7 protein-coding genes are annotated in these 19,423 nt (G+C 34.5%); 4 read left to right on the top strand and 3 right to left on the bottom strand.

Going from position 1 to position 19,423, the window contains the following annotated elements:
- Positions 1-98: 98 nt before the first annotated feature.
- From KQS_RS14060 to KQS_RS10845, 3 genes are all read right to left on the bottom strand, one after another.
- Positions 99-5,612, bottom strand: a complete 5,514-nt coding sequence (locus KQS_RS14060; RefSeq protein ID WP_014389234.1) for a GEVED domain-containing protein — start codon at positions 5,610-5,612, stop codon at positions 99-101.
- Positions 5,613-6,367: 755 nt separating this feature from the next.
- Complete coding sequence (locus KQS_RS10850; protein ID WP_014389232.1) at positions 6,368-12,040, bottom strand: GEVED domain-containing protein; 5,673 nt, start codon at positions 12,038-12,040, stop codon at positions 6,368-6,370.
- Between the two features lie 259 nt (positions 12,041-12,299).
- The gene (locus KQS_RS10845; protein ID WP_014389231.1) at positions 12,300-14,240 is read right to left on the bottom strand and encodes a beta strand repeat-containing protein; all 1,941 of its coding nucleotides are present in this window, start codon (positions 14,238-14,240) and stop codon (positions 12,300-12,302) included.
- Positions 14,241-14,512: 272 nt separating this feature from the next.
- Between KQS_RS10845 and KQS_RS10840 the strand changes: the two genes are divergently transcribed.
- Genes KQS_RS10840 through hemL form a run of 4 tightly spaced genes read left to right on the top strand, consistent with a single transcriptional unit; the run spans position 14,513 to position 19,418 of the window.
- Entirely contained in the window at positions 14,513-16,354 is a 1,842-nt protein-coding gene (locus tag KQS_RS10840) for a T9SS type A sorting domain-containing protein (RefSeq protein ID WP_014389230.1), read from the top strand.
- 45 nt (positions 16,355-16,399) lie between these two features.
- Entirely contained in the window at positions 16,400-17,296 is an 897-nt protein-coding gene (locus tag KQS_RS10835) for a 1-aminocyclopropane-1-carboxylate deaminase/D-cysteine desulfhydrase (RefSeq protein WP_014389229.1), read from the top strand.
- Complete coding sequence (locus KQS_RS10830; RefSeq protein ID WP_014389228.1) at positions 17,293-18,132, top strand: glucosaminidase domain-containing protein; 840 nt, start codon at positions 17,293-17,295, stop codon at positions 18,130-18,132. The genes KQS_RS10835 and KQS_RS10830 overlap by 4 nt, the downstream gene beginning before the upstream one ends.
- Entirely contained in the window at positions 18,132-19,418 is a 1,287-nt protein-coding gene (gene hemL / locus KQS_RS10825; protein ID WP_014389227.1) for a glutamate-1-semialdehyde 2,1-aminomutase, read from the top strand. The genes KQS_RS10830 and hemL overlap by 1 nt, the downstream gene beginning before the upstream one ends.
- Positions 19,419-19,423 lie beyond the last annotated feature (5 nt).

Here is a 19,423-nt window from a genome sequence, read left to right as displayed (position 1 = left end):
ATTTCTATGGATAGATTTGATATTTATTGTTTGAGTTATGTATAAATAAAAAAAGCCTCTAGTGATATAGAGGCTTTGGGGTAAATTATTTATTAGAATTAAAAAGTAACTTTCTTAGAAACTTCAGTGTTATCTTCAAGTGTAATATTAACTATTACAACTGAATTTGTTTTTCTTAATCCTGTCAATGAAGTTTCATTTTTATGAATTTCGTTATTATTTAAGATAAGTTTGCCTAATAAATCATACACTTTTACATCTTTTATTTTTAATCCGTAACTAGTAATATTGATATAATCATTGGTTGAAACAATTAAATCGTTTGATGTGTTATCACTTACCGATTTTTCTTTTGGAATAAAGCGTAAAATAAATCTATTGATAGAACTTCCAGCCTGAGCCATAAAGGTATAAGGTGCATTTCTTAAATCGTAAACAACATCTAATAATGTATCTTCTAAATAGATATTTTGTGTGTTATTACTAAATAATCCATCTAGACTATTAATTCCTATCGTGTATAATCCGTTTTGAGGGATAGTGATTCCTAAAGGAATTTTATCATTATCATCAAAAGGTAAAGCACGACCTTGAATAGTTAATTTATCAGTTCCGCTTAAAGAGAAAATTTCAAAATTAGTTTTCACATCTAAAGCTTGAGCATCATAAAGGCGATCTAATTCATTTGTAGCGTTTGAAATATAGCCTACTAATGTTGTACTCGCATTGTTGTTTGTTTGATTAATTAAATTAATCCAAATTCTATGTTTTGTTTCTTCATTGCCTAGATTATTATTAGATGCCGCATTATTTGAAGTTCTGTAGAACATATCATTTCTGTAATCATTTCTTCTCATTGAATTATTGAAGATTACATTTTCAGTTGTTGCTGCACTTGTATGATTCATGAGTACAAAGAAGCCTTGTCCTGCAGCTATATTTCCATCTCCAATTGGTGGATTTGCTCCAGTTGCATTATAAGTTACATAATCTGCTACTGTATAATTTGCTCCATAATCTGCATAGAATGGATCTGAAATTACTGCCGAAGGTAATGTACCGTGCGTCCATCTTTTAATAAAACCAGCAATATTGGTATTGGTTGCTAAGAATATATTGGCATTTAAAGCAGAAGGATAAGGATTACTAATTAGATTCCAGTTATCATCATCTTTTGTTCCTTGCGTGGTTGAAACTCCTGTCGCATAATTAGCGCCATCGTACGTTCCTCTTGAAATAGGAGTAGAGATATCACCATTGTTTGGTACTCCTACAAAACTAGCTGTATAATTTTGTAACGTGCTAGTATAAGCATCAGGGCCTCTTACGATATATCCTTTGCCAGTAACCATTGATTCGTTACCTGCAATCCAATTTCCAAAGCCATTAACATTTGCTCCTATAGTAGGGTTCCATTTGAAAATATAATACGGATTTGTTCCAGGAGAGATTGCGCTAGAAGAAAAGTTTGCTACTGGTGAACCCCAATAAACATAATCAAGTTTTCTAATATTTACATCTCTTTTCATTGTAATGTTTCCAACATTTGCAGTGCCGTTTACTTGTATTAAACTTGAAGCATTCTCAAATGTTGCAACACCTAATGGTTCAACAGTTAAATTATCTGTTATTGTTAAAGTGTTGTTTGGATTTACTAATAAATCACCATTTGGTCTAACAATCACATATTTTGCAAATGCATTATAAAACGCTCCTATAATTCTAGCATCATTAGGACCATCATAAATAATAACACATGTATTTGCATCAGGTACTCCAATTGGTGACCAGTTATTTGGATTATTCCAATCTGTACTAACAGTTCCTTTCCATAATTTAGACTTGTTATCAATTGTAATTGGTATAGAAACGGAACAACCATTATTTAAAGTTGCTGTTGCTGTAAATGACCAGCTTGAAGAAGCAATTTGCATTGCAGAAGGTCTAACATATACAGTTGGAACTAATTGTGCAACATAAGGAATTGTACATGCTGGGTCAATAAATACATCAACAGGTGCGCCACTCCAAGTAAATGAAGTACTTAAAGGTTTTGTTCCGAATAATCGTACGTCGTCAATTGCCCAACCGTCACAGAATTTTGCATTGTATCTGAATCTAACTTTTAAGTTAGTTTGGTTAATATAAGCATTCATATTGATAGATACAAAGTTAAAATTTCCTGCCTGACCTTGATCTGAAGTAATTCGCATTACATCTGTATAAGTTGTACCTCCATCTGTTGAAACTTCAACATAACCAATGTCGTACGGCACACCATAATAAGAATAATAATGTCTGAAAGTTAAAGTTAAATCAGTATAAGGTGATGAATCTAATATTGCCGATTCTAATGCCACATTTACATCTAAATTATAATCTGATGTGGCCATTGCAAATCCGTCACCAGCGCTTCTTGAAATAATAGCCGGTTTCCAAACACTTCCTGGTGGTACAAACGGACTTACTTCTCTTTGCCATGTAGTTAAAGCATCTCCTGCACCACCTATAATAACTGGTGTTAAAGCGCCTAAACTTGAATTGAAATTTTCATCAATTAAATTATCAATTATGGTATCTCCAGCTGCAGTGATAGAGATAATATTGTTTTCTCCACAAATTTCAGGTGTTGATGGAGTAATGAACATATTGGCAATAGGATTAATTGTTGCGATAACTTTTTTTCTGTACAATGTTTCACAACCACCAACTGTGTTGTAAGCTGTTGCCCAATAAGTTGTTGTAGCTGATAATGATGGTGTAGTCCAAGTTGATGCATTGGCTGTAACAGTTGAAGTACCAATTAATGTACCTCCTACTTCTGCGTCGTACCATCTAATATGTGTAGGTGATCCTGTAGTAGTTACTGATAAATTTACAGTTCCTACATCACAGCGGCTACCATCTGTTAAGGTATTTATTTGATGTGTACAATCCTGAACAACATTTATCATATAGTCTTCTGTTTCTCCATCTAAAGTATATCCATAAGGTAATAAAGATGCGGTAGTTCCATTTCCAGTATATGAATTGTATGTTAAATCAAAATTGGATGCTCTAACTCTTAATCTATAATTTCCAACTGGAGTAGCTCCAGGAATTACAAATCCAAATGATGTTGCAATAGATAAAATACCATTTGAATCATATACTGTTTCTGTTGCATCATTAAATAAACCATCATTGTTCCAATCTACCCATGCTTTTACTACTTGTCTAGATCTTCTTAAGGCAATATCTACATTAATACCACCACCAGCAACACCTTGAGCGGCAGTTAATGCAGTATAGTTTTTATATCCAGTTACACTTCTTCCTGTTCCCATATTAACTGTATTAGTAAGTGTACCTGTTGTGTCGTAATCTTCAATATAGCGATCACTAAATCCTGCATTTGGATGAATAGTATATGAGGCAGGTAAAGCTGAGTTGCTACTGTGTGTGGCATTACCTGTTGTTACACATATAGTGAATTTAGTTCTACTTGCAGCAGTGCCGTGAACTCTAATTAAATAAGTTGTTCCAATTGTTAATCCTGTTAATAAAGTAGTTTCAGTATTTGATGTATTATTGTTGATACACGTTAAAGATGTTCCAGGGCATGCACCTGTTAATACTTGAAAGTTTAAATTAACAGCTGTATAAGTCATTGAAACATAATTTATTATTGGTTGTGGAACAACTGTAACTCTGTGAGAAGTAGCAGTTGCAGTAAATCTATACCAAACGTCATAACTGAAGTTAGTTCCACAAATGGTAGAAGTTCCAGCAGAACTTGTTAAATCACCCTCAACAGCAACTTCGCAATCAGTTCCTGCATTTACTGGAATAGTAATTGCTCCTGCGCAGTTCTCATTAGTTAAAGTTGTTGTAAAGTTTCCCATTGAATTCCAAACCCCATAATCGCCTCCTGTACAATTACTTCTAATCCAAACATAATAAGTTACACCAGGAGTTAATCCGGTAGCATTATAAGGTGTTCCAGTATCATTAGCAGTAGGTGCTGTAACATTTGGAGCAATTGTATTTGGAGCTAAATTGATAGGGGATATGTAGATGTCGTACCCACCTGCAGGAGCTGGTGCTACATTTGTCCAGTTAATAGTTGCTGTTGTTCCTGTTATACCCGTAAACGAAAAACCGGCCGTTGGACTATTACAAGTTTGAGTTGTTATGTTTATAATGTAATCTTCAGATTGTCCGCTTCCAGCACCAGTTCTACAAGAAGTTGCATAAGCTCCACTTAAAAGTGTTATTCTCATTCTAGTTTGTCCTACTGTTGCAGTCAATGGAATTTGAACATATAATCCAGCTTGAATCGTTACGTTATCAATAACTCCAACATTTATACTTTCACCAGCATCAGCAAAATCACCGTCTGCATTCCAATCAAAAAAGGCTCTTATACCATGTGCTGTAGCTCCACCCGTATTTCCTGATACAGATAATTGGTAAAGTTCGCCTCTTTCAACTTGTCCAACAGGTGTATAAAAAAACTCATGTTGAGGCGTGCCATTAATTACATTTGATGTACTATTAACTATATTTGAAAAGGTAACATTAGTAATTGGATGTACTGAAGTTGTATAAGTATTTACGCAATAAGGTGTACAGCCTCCACCAACAACAGTTGTGATTAAAATATCATCTGAAAATGTTCCACATGTGCCATTTGAAATTGTCCATCTAAAAGTTGTATTGGTTCCAGGAACTAAACCTGTAATTCCTGTTGAAGCTGTATTTGGAGATGTAATTGATCCTGGACCTGATACAACAGTCCAAGTTCCTGTCATTCCAACTGGAATTGCTGAACCAGTTAATGTAGTTGTAGTGGCACATGCAGCTAAAGTTTGATCTACGCCAGCATTTACTGTTACTGTTGGACAAGTAAAAGTTATTCTGATTTCACCATTGGCGCCATTTCCACCATTACGTGTTCCTCCCCCAGGTCTTTCGGCACCACCACCACCACCACCAGGGATAAGTCCATTGTTACCTGTGGCATTTGTTACAGCAGCTCCTCCAGCACCAAAAATTCCTACTACAGCCCCAGAGTTACCTCCAGCTTGACCTGAAGCATCTCCAATAGTTCCATTTTGGCCTGGCATATTGATAGTTCCTCCCGAAGCAGTTCCTCCTGTACCTGCGGCACCTCTGTTTCTCGCACCGCCTGAACCTCCATTTCCAATCATATTAATGCCTAATCCGCCATTAATAAATGTCGTATTTCCTCCGCTTCCTGCTAAAGTAGCATTGGCTAAACCTCCAGCACCTCCGCTACCTACATTGTAAGTGAACGTGTCTCCGGGAGTAACAGCAATAGTTCTAGTAGCTGCACCACCACCACCACCGCCGGAACCTCCGTCTCCGCTTACACTAGATCCACCACCGCCGCCTCCGGCACCCCAAACGGATACTGTTATTGAGGTAACTCCAGTTGGAACTATAAACGTTTCGTTTCCATTTGGTGTGTTATCAACAAATGGAGATTGAGAAAAAATTAAATTTGAAAAAATAAAAGCAATAAAAACAGTTAACGCTTTAAGAATAGTAGAACTATTTTGAATTGTCAATTTTCTACAATTATCCGAAGAAGAGTAATTGTTGTGCATAGGCTAGTTATTTTAGGTTTTATTGTGAATAGTAAATGTACAAAAAAAATGTTTTAATACAGAAAAATGTTTATAAAAAATCATATATTAGTTTAAAATTGTTAATATTTTAATGTTTTTGTTTAATTAAAAACAATGTGTTTTTTCGCGAAATTCCTTTGCTGGCTTGGTTTGAGCACTAAAGTTTTCTATTTTTATAAAAAATATTTAAATTGATAATATTAATTTTTAAATACTTGACACCTAAATGGGTGAGGGGAATTTCCATCTTCCCTTTTATTATTTTATCTGATAAAAAGGATAGGGGGGATGTTGTGCTCATCAATCATGAAAAAATACACATCAGGCAACAAATAGAGTTGTTAATTGTGCCTTTTTATATCTGGTATTTTTTTGAATTTGTTTTTTTGTCAATAAAGTTTAAAAATTGGCAAAAGGCTTATCTTAATATAAGTTTTGAAAAAGAAGCGTATAAACATGAAAAAGATCTTAACTATTTGAAGAAAAGAACTTTTTGGAGTTTTTTAAATTATTTTTGATTGCTTTTTAGTTTTATTTTAAGCTCTCTTTTTTTAATATAGACTATTTGTTTTTGGAAGCAATATTTTAGTAACTTGTATAATTGTATTAATTTTTTTTGAAAAGAATACAATAATTTAAACGAAACCTCACACAATAGTTTTTAAAAATGCCTTAAATAAAAAAGGGACTTTTAATTTAAAAGTCCCTTTTTTTAGATAAGTTAAATTATTTAATTAGTAAATAATTTTTTTCGTGTAAACGGTATTGTCTTCAAGAGTAATCTTAACAAGTAAAACTCCATTTGCTTTCATAATTTCAGTTAATTCTATATTAACTTTATTAATGTTCGATTTGTTTAAAATTAATTTACCTAATACATCATAAACTTGAACATCTTTAATTTTAAGTTTGTTAGAATTAATAGCAATACTGTTGTTTGTAAATACACTAATTGAATTATCTGAACTTAATTGTGCATCAGATTTAGTAGTATATCTTAAAACAAATCTATTATTAAAAGTTCCAGCTTCTGAAATAAAAGTATAAGCAGACTGTTTGATGTCGTAGATGATATTTAATAATTTATCCTCAAGATATATTTTTTGATTAGCATTTGTAAATAAACCATCTACTACTCCAACTCCAATAGTATACATTCCAGCCTGATTAACTTTAAGTCCTAATGGCACTTGGTCGTTATTGTCAAACGGTAAAGTTCTACCTTGAATTGTCATCATCTTATCTTCAATTAATGAATATAAATTAAAGTTTAATTTCTCATCTGTAAATGCATCGTTTAATCTATCTTCTGAATTAGTTGCACCTTGTATGTATCCAACTAAAGTTCTAATTGAATTTCCATTTGAAGAAATTAAATCTAACCAAATTCTATGTCTTTCTAAATCAGCATTTACTTGTTGCGCATTATTAGTTCTAAAAAACTGGCTATTACTATAAGTATTACTTCTTAATGTATTATTAAAACTAACTGTTTCAGAAGTTCCTGCTGAGGTATGATTCATTAATACAAAGAATCCTTGGCCACCTGCAATATATCCATTAAATACACCTGGTCCTGATGATGTTCCTGTTGAGTTATAGGTAATATAATCTCCAGGAGTATAATTGTATACAAAATCACTGTAGAATGGATCTGCAATTGCGCTACTTGGTAAAGTACCATGAGTCCATACTTTAATAAATCCAGCAATATTAGTATTTAATGTTAAGAAATTAATTGCATGTATAGATGATGGGTATGGGTTTCCAATTAAATTCCAATTATCATCATCTTTAGTTACTAATGTACTTGTTGGTCCTGTATAATTAGCTCCATTATAAGTACTTCTACTGATAGGTACTGTAATATTTCCATTATTTGGTACACCTGTAAAAGTAGCCGTGTAATTTTGTAAAGTAGTAGTAAAAGAATCAGGTCCTCTTACGATATAACCCTTACCAATAACCATATTTTCATTTGCATTTACCCAATTACCAAAGTTACTTGCATAAGCAGTTGTTGTAGTTGGTTGCCATTTATATATAAAACCTGCGTTTGTTCCAGGAGATACTGAAGTTACAGGGAAATTATTAACTGGAGAAGACCAATATACATAATCTTGTTTTCTAATGTTAGCCGTTCTTTCGTAAGTAATATTTCCAACATTGGTTACATTGTTAATTTGAACAATGCTTCCGTTGTTATTTACTAAAATTTGACCACCAGCGCTCACATTAATCACATCCGTTACAGTTAAAGCATTTGTAGCGGTTATTGTTAATGTTGCACCGTTTTGAACAGTCACAGTTCTAGCCAATCCACTATAATTTGTACCAGAAATAATTGGTTTGTTAGTTACGTTTGGAATTAATACACAATCAGCACTAGTTGGTACGCCTACTGGTGTCCAGTTATTTGCAACATTCCAGTTTGTACTTACTGAACCATTCCATGTTTTTCCAGAGCTTACTGTAACAACTACTTCGTCAGTCTCCACTAAAGTTGTTCCATTACATAAAGTGTATGTTACTTCAGCAGTATAAGTTGTTGTTCCAGCAGGACAAACATTTATAACATCTGTTGTCCCAACAACAGGTCCAGATGTACCAGAACCTTCATGCCATTTTAATGATGTAATTGATGCGCCAGAAGGAACAAATCGCCAAGCTTCGTTAGTTGTGGTCCAATCTGCACTTAATCCGTTTCTGTTTGGTGCAACTGAAGCTAAAGTTCCAGTAGGATCTTGAATACCTACTACTGCATTTCCATCATTCCATGTAGGACATAATTGCTTATTCTCTATGTAAACTTCTATAACATTTGTATTTTCATATAAAACAATCATACCTGTGTAAAGAATTGAATTACAAGAAGCTGAGAACATTGGTATATCATGCCAAGAAGCTACTAAGGCTCTACAGCCTGTGTTTAATGTAATCAATTCCCATGCAACTTTTCCACCTTTTGAAGGGTCAATATCATGGAAAACTCCAAAAATTGCATTTTCTACTAAGGCTGAATGTCCAGCAATTGGAATATTGTCTGCAAATGAGTAACTACAGTAGCCACCAGGGGTATTGTTTGTGGTGTCAAATGTGATTAATCCATTGGAACCCATCAAGCATTGATTATAATTTGTGCCGTAAAAACAGAAATTAAATGGTAAGTTTATAATTGGCGACCAGGTATCGTCCACATTCACACTCACTTGGTTGGCCAAACAATCAAATTGATAAGGTGGTGCATAACCAATAGATTGAACTGTATAACTTGTTGTTTGTCCTAAATGCAAATAAGTAGCTTCTAAATCAACACAGCCTGATGAACCACAACTTATAGGAGCGGGATCTGTACCACTTAGACCTAATCCTCCTGATACAACTGAAGGACAACCTAATGTAGATGTTCCTGTACCTCCACCTGGCATACAGTTGGGTTGTGTAAAAATTGAAGGTCCTGACCAAACACCTTGTGAACCACCACAATTTGTTCTTACATAAACATAGTAAGTTGTATTAGAAACTAATCCAGTAACGTTTACAGAAGTTACACCTGCGCCAACAGTTCCTGTAGGTGCTGTTCCAGCAGTAGGTACTGTTGAACTTGTTGAAATGTAATATTGGTAACCACTAGCTGGAGCAGGAGTAGGTGCTGACCATGAAATAGTAGTTGATGTCATTGACGTTGGTGTTGTTGTAATTGCTATTGGATAGGTATTACAAGGTAACGTTGTAACATTAAAGGTATAGTCTTCTGTTTCACCACTCGTAATAGTTCCACATGAACTTGGATTTGAAGATGAATAATTAGCTACAATTCTCATTCTGTAATTTCCTGCAATTGCAGTTGCTGGCACTGTAATGATACCTGTGGCTGTATTTACATATGCACCAGAAGCATACACTAATTCTCCAGAGTCATTAAAATCCATATCGTTATTCCAATCCACCCAAATATTTACGCCAAATGTATTAGTGCTATTTAATGCAATTGAAAAATTAACCGATCCACTTGGTGCTTGAGTTACTGTTTGAGCGGTGAAATTTCCATAACCACCTGCTGAATAACCAGAGCCATTATTAGTAATATTTGTTGTTCCTGAAGTAGTAGAAAAATTATTTATAAAATAGGTACTACTTGATGAATTGGATACACAATAACCAGTATAGAAAGAAACTTGAGACGTCCACGGACTAACATTTCCGCTTCCACAATTGTTTCTTATATAAACATAGTAAGTAGTATTAGGTGTTAAGCCTGTTAAGTTAACAGTGGTAACTCCAGCAGCTGTACTTCCTGTTGGAACTGTTGCTCCTGTTGGTAATGTAGCTGAAGTCGTTAAATAATATTGGTAACCACTTGCTGGTGCTGGTGAAGAAGCTGTCCAGTTAACAGTTGCAGTCGTTGTTGTAACAGGGCCAACTACTACAGCAGTTGGTATTCCCGGACAAGCTGATGGTAAAACAGTAAAGGTATAATCTTCAGTTTCGCCATTTGAAATTGAACCACAAGAAAGCGGGTCAGTTGAACTGTAATTAGCAACAACACGCATTCTATAATTGCCAGCAACAGCCGTGCCAGGAACAGTAATAACTCCCGTTGCTGTATTAACATAAGAACCTGATGCATAAACTTTTTCACCGGCATCATTAAAATCTAAATCGCCATTCCAATCAATCCAAATATTTACACCAAAAGTATAAGTACTGTTTAATGCAATTGAAAAGTTCACTGAACCGAAAGGTTGTTGGCTTACTACTTGAGCTGAAAAATTTCCATAACCAGTTGCTGAATATCCAGAACCGTTATTTGTTATATTTAAAGTTCCTCCTGTAGTAGAGAAATTATTTATAAAATAAGTTGAAGTCGTAGAAGTTGAGCTGCAATACCCAGTATAAAAAGATGTGCTTACCCAAGAACTAAAGTCACCTGAACCACAATTGGTTCTTACAAAAACATAATACGTAGTATTTGGTAATAGCCCTGTGAAGTTAACAGATGTTGTTGCAACAGCTGTTCCTGCACCTCCAGGTGTAGTATTCGAAGTTGAAATTACATATTGATATCCAATAGGTGTTGTGCCTAAAGTTGGTGCTGTCCAAGATGCTGTTCCTGTTGTTGTTGAAGTAGCTGAAGCACTTAGACTTGTTGGTGTATAACACGTAGGTGGTGTTGCTACTTGTAGAGTATAATCTTCACCTTCAGTATATGTTGTTGTTCCACATGCTGTCGGGTCTGTGTTTAAATAGTCTGCAACAACGCGCATTCTGTAGTTTCCAACAGGTGTCCCTCCAGGAATTGTTATTGTTCCTGAAGCTGATGAAACGTATCCTCCTGATGCATAAACTTTCTCACCAGCATCGTTGAAATCTAAATCGTTATTCCAATCTACCCATATATTAACGCCATGGGTTCCAGAATTCAATGTTACACTAAAATTAAAACTTCCTGTGGCAATTTGACTAACGCTTTGTGCTGTGTAATTTCCATAGCCACCAGCTGAATAGGTAGAAGTATTATTTATGTTTGTTAATCCTAAAGTTGTGGTAAAATTACTTATCCAATAGGTACTAGATGTAGTTGCTAAAGTACAATATCCAGCATAGGAGATGATGATTTGTCCATTGGCACCATTTCCTCCAGCTGCATCAATTCCACCCATACGGTGTCCTCCAGCGCCTCCGCCACCAACAGTTAATCCAGAATTTCCTGAACTGCTATTGACACCATTTCCTCCATTTCCACCATATAAAGTTGCACCTGTTCCGCCAGTTAATACGGATGCGTTTCCGCCATTTGCTGTTGTTCCAGCGCCGCCGCCGCCGCCGCCGCCGCCATTACCTCCTCCATTTCCATTTGATCCAGCAGCACCATTTCCTCCATTAAAACTTCCAGAAGTAAATGTTCCACCACTTCCTCCAGCTCCAGCTGTTCCAGGGGCATTCGTGGTAACAGAACCACCAGCACCACCACCATTTGCAGAAGCTAAAATAGTTCCTCCACAATTTGTAGCGGTAGAAAAACAACTCGATTGCCCAGGTGTAGCAGCGGTTCCAGCTGCAGTTCCGCCAGTTCCACCACTTCCAACTCTATAATAGTAAGTGGTTCCTGGAACTACAGCGATTGTATTTGAAACTGTATATGCACCGCCGCCGCCGCCGCCGCCAGCACCTCTGTTAGTTGATCTAGCATAACCGCCGCCGCCGCCGCCGCCCCATGCTTCAACTTTAATTGAAGTTACACCTGCTGGGCAAACCCAAGAACCAGTTCCGGCAGTATTGAAGGTTTCGACAGTTTGAGAATTGATATTCCCAAAATTTAAAGCACATAGTAGTGTAAAAAAGAATTTAAAAATTTTGTCAACAGACCTTTCAGTCCAAACAAAATCATTTTGTTTAGTTTTCATTTTAGAGTAGATTTTTTTGTTTTTTTTGTTGTTTAGAAAGCAAATATAATTTTTTTTATTAAAAAAACTAATAAATCTTAAAAATGATGTTTAAATTTTGAACGATTGTTAATAATTGTTAAAGTTAAGTAGGGGGTAGTGTGTCGTTGTTTTTGGGTAATTGGCGTTTTTTTGTATTGTGTAAAAAGTTATTAACAACAAGAAATAAAAAAAGCCACATCAACGATGTGGCTTTTTTAAAATATGAAAAAGAAATTATTTATTGTTTAGGTTTTTCATTTTCAAGAACAACACGTTCTCTTTTGTTAACCGGAATTGATTTCTTTTGATTTTCAATTGGTTCGTTATATCTTTCGAATTTAATTTTAGTACCGTCAAACATAATTGGTTTAGCCTCGTTTTTAGTATCTGCTTCATTAAACATTACTTCATTCATGTTTTTGTCATAATCATTAGCTAAAATTTCATTCGATATTTTAACGCCATTTTTATATCCTTTTTGTGTGCTAATTGCTGTCCAGCTGAAATTTGCATTACTTTTACCATTTAAATTTTCTTTAACAAAAAATCCAGTTGAAGTAATTTTGCTTACATATACACCATTTGTGGCTCCCATTGGAGTGATAGTGATGTTTAACTCATCTTCAGATATTGTTGCAGTTTGAGAAAAGTTAGTATCGAAGGCTACAAATGTTTCTCCATTGTTTAATTTTCCTTTACCTCTTGTTGTAACATCTACTGATGTTGATGTAGTTGCATAAGTAGCAATTCTTTTAGATGTACCTTCTGTTAACTGAACAATTGGTTTGTTGGTTAAAGTGTTTCCAGCAACGTACATACCAAATTCATCACCTTTGGTCATTAAACCGTATTGGTCACCTTTAACATAACCACCCATAAAACTTCCATTTACTCCAATTCCAATACCATTGTTTTCATTCGTTGAACTACTAACTCTTCCAGTTCCATTTTGTGTAGCTGCTGTACCACCTGTGCTGAAATAACCGCCATAGGTATTACCATTAGAAGCTCTGTAGCCTAAAACTCCCCAAGCATTTGAACCATTATAGCCCATAACTCCACCAGTTCTATCTGGAATTGTGGAAGAACCAACACTAGAGTCTCTTAAAACATCTCCAATCACTCCAAATAAATAGGAATCAGTATTTGCATTTATAACTTTAGAAGCCAATGTTCCAGCAACTCCACCTAGTGAAGAGTTTGAAGAAGCGGCTAACGGACCTGCATAGCCTCCAGTACCTTGGTTAATATTGCTTTGAGAACCTATTATGGCTGCAACGTCTTGATTTCCGGCAGTAGGTTGGTCTAGAGAGGCGTAAACTGCTGCATTTGAACCAGCTGTAGTTGGAGTAGGGCCAGTTGTTTGTGCATAAAGTCCCATACCACCTCCAAAATTTAGAGCATTAACTGCAGTTGCGCTAATTGAGCTCACTTGTCCTTGAACGGCTACTAAATTCGAAGTTGGGGCAGTTGTTGTTGTTGTACTTAAATTACCTAATACTCCAATAGCTGCAGTTGTTGTTGTGTTTACATTAGTTCCAACTATTCCAATACCTGTTCCGTCATTATAACCAAATACTCCTGTCCCGTCAAGTGTGCTGTTACCCTGAACGCCTCTACCACCTGTTCCTACTGAATTACCCGTAATGGCATCATCGCCAACGATAGTTGAAGTAACTTCAAATTGATTGTCAGCTTGTGAAACGTTGGTAGTATTTACTGCAATTCTTCCAGTAGTAAGTACTCTCATTCGCTCAGTATTGTTAGTTCTAATTGCAAAATCTACATTATCACTTGTTCCTAAGAAATTACTTGCGATTGAAGTTCCTGTATTTCCAGTCAATGACCAATCCAATCCTCCTGGAGAACCAGCAAAAGCTACCCATCTTGTTCCATTCCAATAATATAAGCCTGGAGCCACGTTGTTTGGTGATGTCCCAGCAGTAGCGGTATTGTAAACAACTGTACCTGCTATTGGGTTTCCACCTCCATTAGGATTTACAATTGGTGCGCCAACGTTAGTTGCGGTTAAGGCAACCCTTGGTGGTACAAAACCGTTTGTTGTTGATGTAACATCAAGCGCTCCATTAGGAGTGGTAGTACCTACACCAACTTGTGCTTGACTGAAGAAATTAATTGAAGTACAAATTAATGTTGTTAAAAGTAATTTTTTATTCATGACTTGTTAAGTTGATTTTTTTTTGCAAATGCAAATATATCAAAATATCGATTACATGCAAAAAAATACGATGAAAAACAATAAATTAACTTTTTTTTGATGTATGAATTAAAAAAAAAAATTTTGATTTTTTTTGTAATCCTAAAGCGAAAGATTAGTTTTATGGTGGTTTTCAGTTGTAAAAAAAATATTTTTTTGTTTTTAGTCGATTTTATTTGTCTAATTTACGTAGTTGTAGTACATTTGTCTATTAAATGCTAAATCAGTAGCTTATGAGAAAAATAATACTATCTTCTGTGTTGCTTGCGCTTGCAAATTTTGCAAATGCTCAGCTTTATGTGAATCCTGGAGCTTACGTTTTTATGACGAATCAATTTATGTATGTGAAACAAGATGTGAATTTACAGAATACATCAAATTTTTACATGCGTAATACAGCTCAATTATTACAAGGGACTACAGGTTCTTCAACAAACTTTGGTGCGGGGAAATTATCAGTTTTTCAAGAAGGTACTGTGAATAATTATCAATATAATTATTGGTGTTCTCCTGTAGGTGCTGCTTCTGGTGTTTCAGGGAACGAACAATTTAGTATTTCCTTGCTAAATAGACCTACAGGTTTAATCACTTCTGTACCTGCAACTATGTTGTCGTCTTACGACGGTACTTCTAGTCCACTTGGAATTGCAACCTATTGGATTTGGAAGTTTGTTACTTCAAATGCTTATGCACAATGGGTGCATGTAGGTTCAGCTACAAGTATTAATCCTGGTGAAGGTTTTACTATGAAAGGAACTTCGGGTACAGATGCAACTGTTGTAGATGCAGATGGAGTTCAAAATAATACAGGAAGCAAACAACGATATGATTTTAGAGGAAAACCAAATGATGGTAATATTAGCGTACCTGTTTCTGCAGGTAATTTTACATTAGTAGGAAATCCTTATCCAAGTGCAATTGATTTAAATCAGTTTTTGTTAGACCCTGCTAATGCTGCAGTTACTAATGGTCAAGCTTATTTCTGGGAACAAGTAGTGGTTAATTCACACTATATTGATGCTTACAGTGGTGGTTATGGTGTGTATAATCCAGGAACTGGTGTTTATACTCCTGCTGCGTTTTGGAATTATAATGGAGCGGGTGGTCAAGAAACTGCTTTAGGTTCTGGAACTGTTTTTCAAAGAAGATTTTCTCCTATAGGTCAAGGGTTTATGGTTATGGGTACTGCTGCAGGTTCTGTTACAATGAAAAATAGTTACAGAGTTTTTGTTAGAGAAGGTGCTGTTAATCAATCGGAATTTGCTAGAATGGGAAGTGCAGCTGCTCAAAATCAAACTGCAGATGTTTATGCTGGTAATTCAGAATTTTTCCCTGAGATTCCAAATGTTGCGGGAATAGATTATACAAAAATTAAAAAAGGTACGTCACCTTACATTAGAATTCATGCGATGTATAATAATGGTGGTGTAAGACCAACAACAATTGCCTTTGATGATAATGCTACAGATGGTTTTGATTATGGATTTGACGGTAGGTCACCTTCGTCAGAAGCAGCTGAGTTCTATTATATAGTAAATGGTACTGATAATGAATATGTAGCTACAGCTGTTAAGTTTGATGTGGAAAAGAAAATTCCAGTAGGTTTACGTTGTGCTCAACAAACTAATTTTAAAATTAAGGTAGCTGGTTTAGGTGGTAATTTTAATGCTAACCAAGAGATTTATCTTCACGATAAAGAAACTGGTGTTTATTACGATATCAAAAATGGAACTTTCGATATGACGTTGCCTGCGGGTAATAATAAAACGAGATTTGAAATTACATTTAAAAATTTCTCATTATCTAATGAAAATGCAAATTTAGCTGATAATTTTGATGTATATCAAAACAATGCTGCAGGTACTTTAACCATTGTAAATACAATGAATAAAGATGTAGTTTCTTGTCAATTATTCGATGTAACAGGAAAGTTGGTAATTGCTAAAAAGAATTTAGGTAAAAATGATACGATTGAAGTGTCTACTTCTGGATTAAGCGACGGAGTTTACATTGTTAAGCTAGATACTAAAGAAAGTGGATCAGTTGATAAAAAAATAATCATAGCAAAAAAATAATAAATTAATTTATAATTTTAATCCCGATTGACTCGGGATTTTTTTATGTCTGATATTTTCAAAATAACGTTACCATTTCAAACGTCTATTCAACTCTATATTAAAAGAGAAGATTTACTGCATCCCATTATTTCAGGCAATAAATTCAGGAAATTGAAATACAATATTGTTGAAGCTAAGAAACAAAATAAAGCTAGCTTGTTGACTTTTGGAGGAGCTTATTCAAATCATATAGTTGCTGTTGCTGGAGCAGGAAAAGAATATGGATTCCAAACGGTTGGTGTTATAAGAGGTGAGGAATTAAAAGATAAAATTGATGCGAATCCAACTTTGAAAATGGCGCAAGCGTTAGGGATGACTTTTAAATTTATAGATAGGACAACGTACAGGACAAAAACAGCATCACATTTTATTGAACTATTAAATAATGAATTTAACGATTTCTATTTAATTCCAGAAGGAGGAACTAATGAATTAGCAATAAAAGGTTGTGAAGAAATACTATCTGATGAAACTAGTGATTTTAATTATATCTGTACTTCAGTAGGAACAGGTGGTACAATTTCTGGTTTAATCAATTCATCAAATGAAATTCAAAAAATAATTGGTTTTTCTTCGTTAAAAGGTGATTTTTTAAAAAATGATATTAGTAAATTTGTAAACAAATCAAATTGGAATATAATTTGTGAGTATCATTTTGGAGGATATGGAAATGTTACCGATGAATTAATACAATTTATTAATGATTTTTATTTAAAAACGGGAATTCCATTAGATCCTATATATACTGGTAAAATGATGTATGGAATTTTTGATTTAATCAAAAAAAAATATTTTCCTGAAGAAAGTAAAATATTAGCTATTCATACTGGCGGTTTACAAGGGATTGTTGGAATGAATGAAAAATTGAAAATTAAAAATAAAGCACAAATAATTGTATGATTAAAAAGATAGTATTCTTCTTCTTTACCATTTTGGTAATAAGTTGTGGAAGTTCTAAAGTAAGAACAAGTAAGACAGTATCAAAAACTACTTATCCGAGTAAAAATACAACTACTACTTCAAAACCCACTACTTCTAAACCTAAAAACACGAATGCAACGGGTGAAATTTTAGTTGCAACTTCAAAAGTTAAAGCAACTACAGAAGATGTAAAAAAATATATAGAGGATTTTAAAGAAACGGCTAAATCCAACATGAAACAATACGGAATTCCAGCGAGTATAATAATGGCGCAAGGAATATTAGAATCAGGAGCAGGTTTCGGTCGTTTATGTAAAGAAGCTAATAATCATTTTGGAATTAAATGTCATACTGGTTGGACTGGTGAAACAGTTACACATGACGATGATGCTTTGCAAGAATGTTTTAGAAAATATAAAGATCCTGCTGAATCTTACCGTGATCATGCTCTATTTTTAACGTCAAGAAAAAGATATGAATCGTTGTTTAAATTAGATAAAGGAGATTATCAGGCATGGGCAAATGGTTTAAAACAAGCGGGTTATGCAACAGATACATTGTACCCTTCTAAGTTAGTTGGAATAATAGAACGATATGAGTTGTATAAATTAGATAATGAAGTTTTAGGTAGAAATTTTATTCCTACTCCAAAACAAGAAATTGTTTTAAATGAGGGGGAATACGTAATTCAAAAAGGAGATACTTTATATTCATTATCAAAAAAATTCAATCTTTCAGTGGAAGAATTAAAACAATTAAATAATATTTCAGATACGGCCATTGCTGTGGGTCAAAAAATTAAAACTAAAAAATAATGTTATATCAAAGAAGTAGCCAGCTTTTTGTTGAAGCTAGTAAAGTTATTCCAGGAGGTGTTAATTCGCCTGTAAGAGCATTTAAAGCAGTGGGAGGAACACCTATTTTTGTTAAAGAAGCTAAAGGAGCTTATTTATTTGATGAAGATGGAAATAAATATATCGATTATATCAATTCTTGGGGACCAATGATTTTAGGACATGCTCACGAGGCTGTTGTAAATGCAGTTATAGAACGTGCAAAATTGGGAACTTCTTTTGGAACACCAACTGCTTTAGAAACAAAAATTGCTGAATTAGCAGTTGCAATGGTGCCTAATATTGATAAAATCCGTTTTGTAAATTCTGGTACTGAAGCTTGTATGAGCGCTATTCGTTTAGCAAGAGGTTATACCAAGAGAGATAAAATAATTAAATTTTCAGGATGTTATCATGGTCACTCCGACTCGTTTTTAATTGCTGCTGGAAGTGGATTAAGTACTTTTGGTATTCCTAATAGTCCAGGTGTAACTGAAGGTACCGCAAAAGATACTTTGTTAGCCAATTATAATGATATTGAAAATGTAAAAGCTTTATTTGAAGCTAATAAAGATGAAATTGCAGCAGTAATCATCGAACCAGTAGCTGGTAATATGGGTTGTATTCCGCCTAAAGCAGATTTTTTAAACCAATTACGTTCGTTGTGTTCACAAAATGGAACATTATTGATTTTTGATGAAGTAATGACAGGCTTTAGATTGGCTAAAGGTGGTGCACAAGAATTGTTTGGCATTCAAGCCGATATTATTTGTTTTGGGAAAGTTATTGGAGGCGGACTTCCAGTTGGCGCTTTTGCCGGAAGAGACGAAATTATGAATTATTTATCGCCACTAGGTCCAGTATATCAAGCAGGAACTTTGTCTGGAAATCCTTTGGCAATGGCTGCAGGGCTTCAAATGTTGACGGAATTAAATAACGATCCAGAATTATTTAAAAGACTTGATGAAAAAACAGCTTATTTAGAAAAAGGAATGCATGAAGTATTATCTAATAACGGAGTTGCATTTACAATCAATAGAGTAGGTTCAATGATATCTGTTCATTTTGATAAAGACCCTGTTTATGATTTTAATACTGCTAAAAATGGAGATAATGATACCTTTAAGAAATTCTTCCACGAATTATTGAAAAAAGGAATTTATATTGCACCATCTGCTTACGAAACGTGGTTTATCACTGATGCTTTATCGTATGAAGATTTAGATTATACGATACAATGTGTTGATGAAGTAAGTCAAAATTTATAAAATAA

It is taken from the genome of Flavobacterium indicum GPTSA100-9 = DSM 17447 (genome assembly GCF_000455605.1).
In the GTDB taxonomy this organism is placed as follows: domain Bacteria; phylum Bacteroidota; class Bacteroidia; order Flavobacteriales; family Flavobacteriaceae; genus Flavobacterium; species Flavobacterium indicum.
The sequence above is the reverse complement of the archived record's forward strand: the minus strand, read 5'-3'. Positions and strand labels throughout refer to the sequence as shown.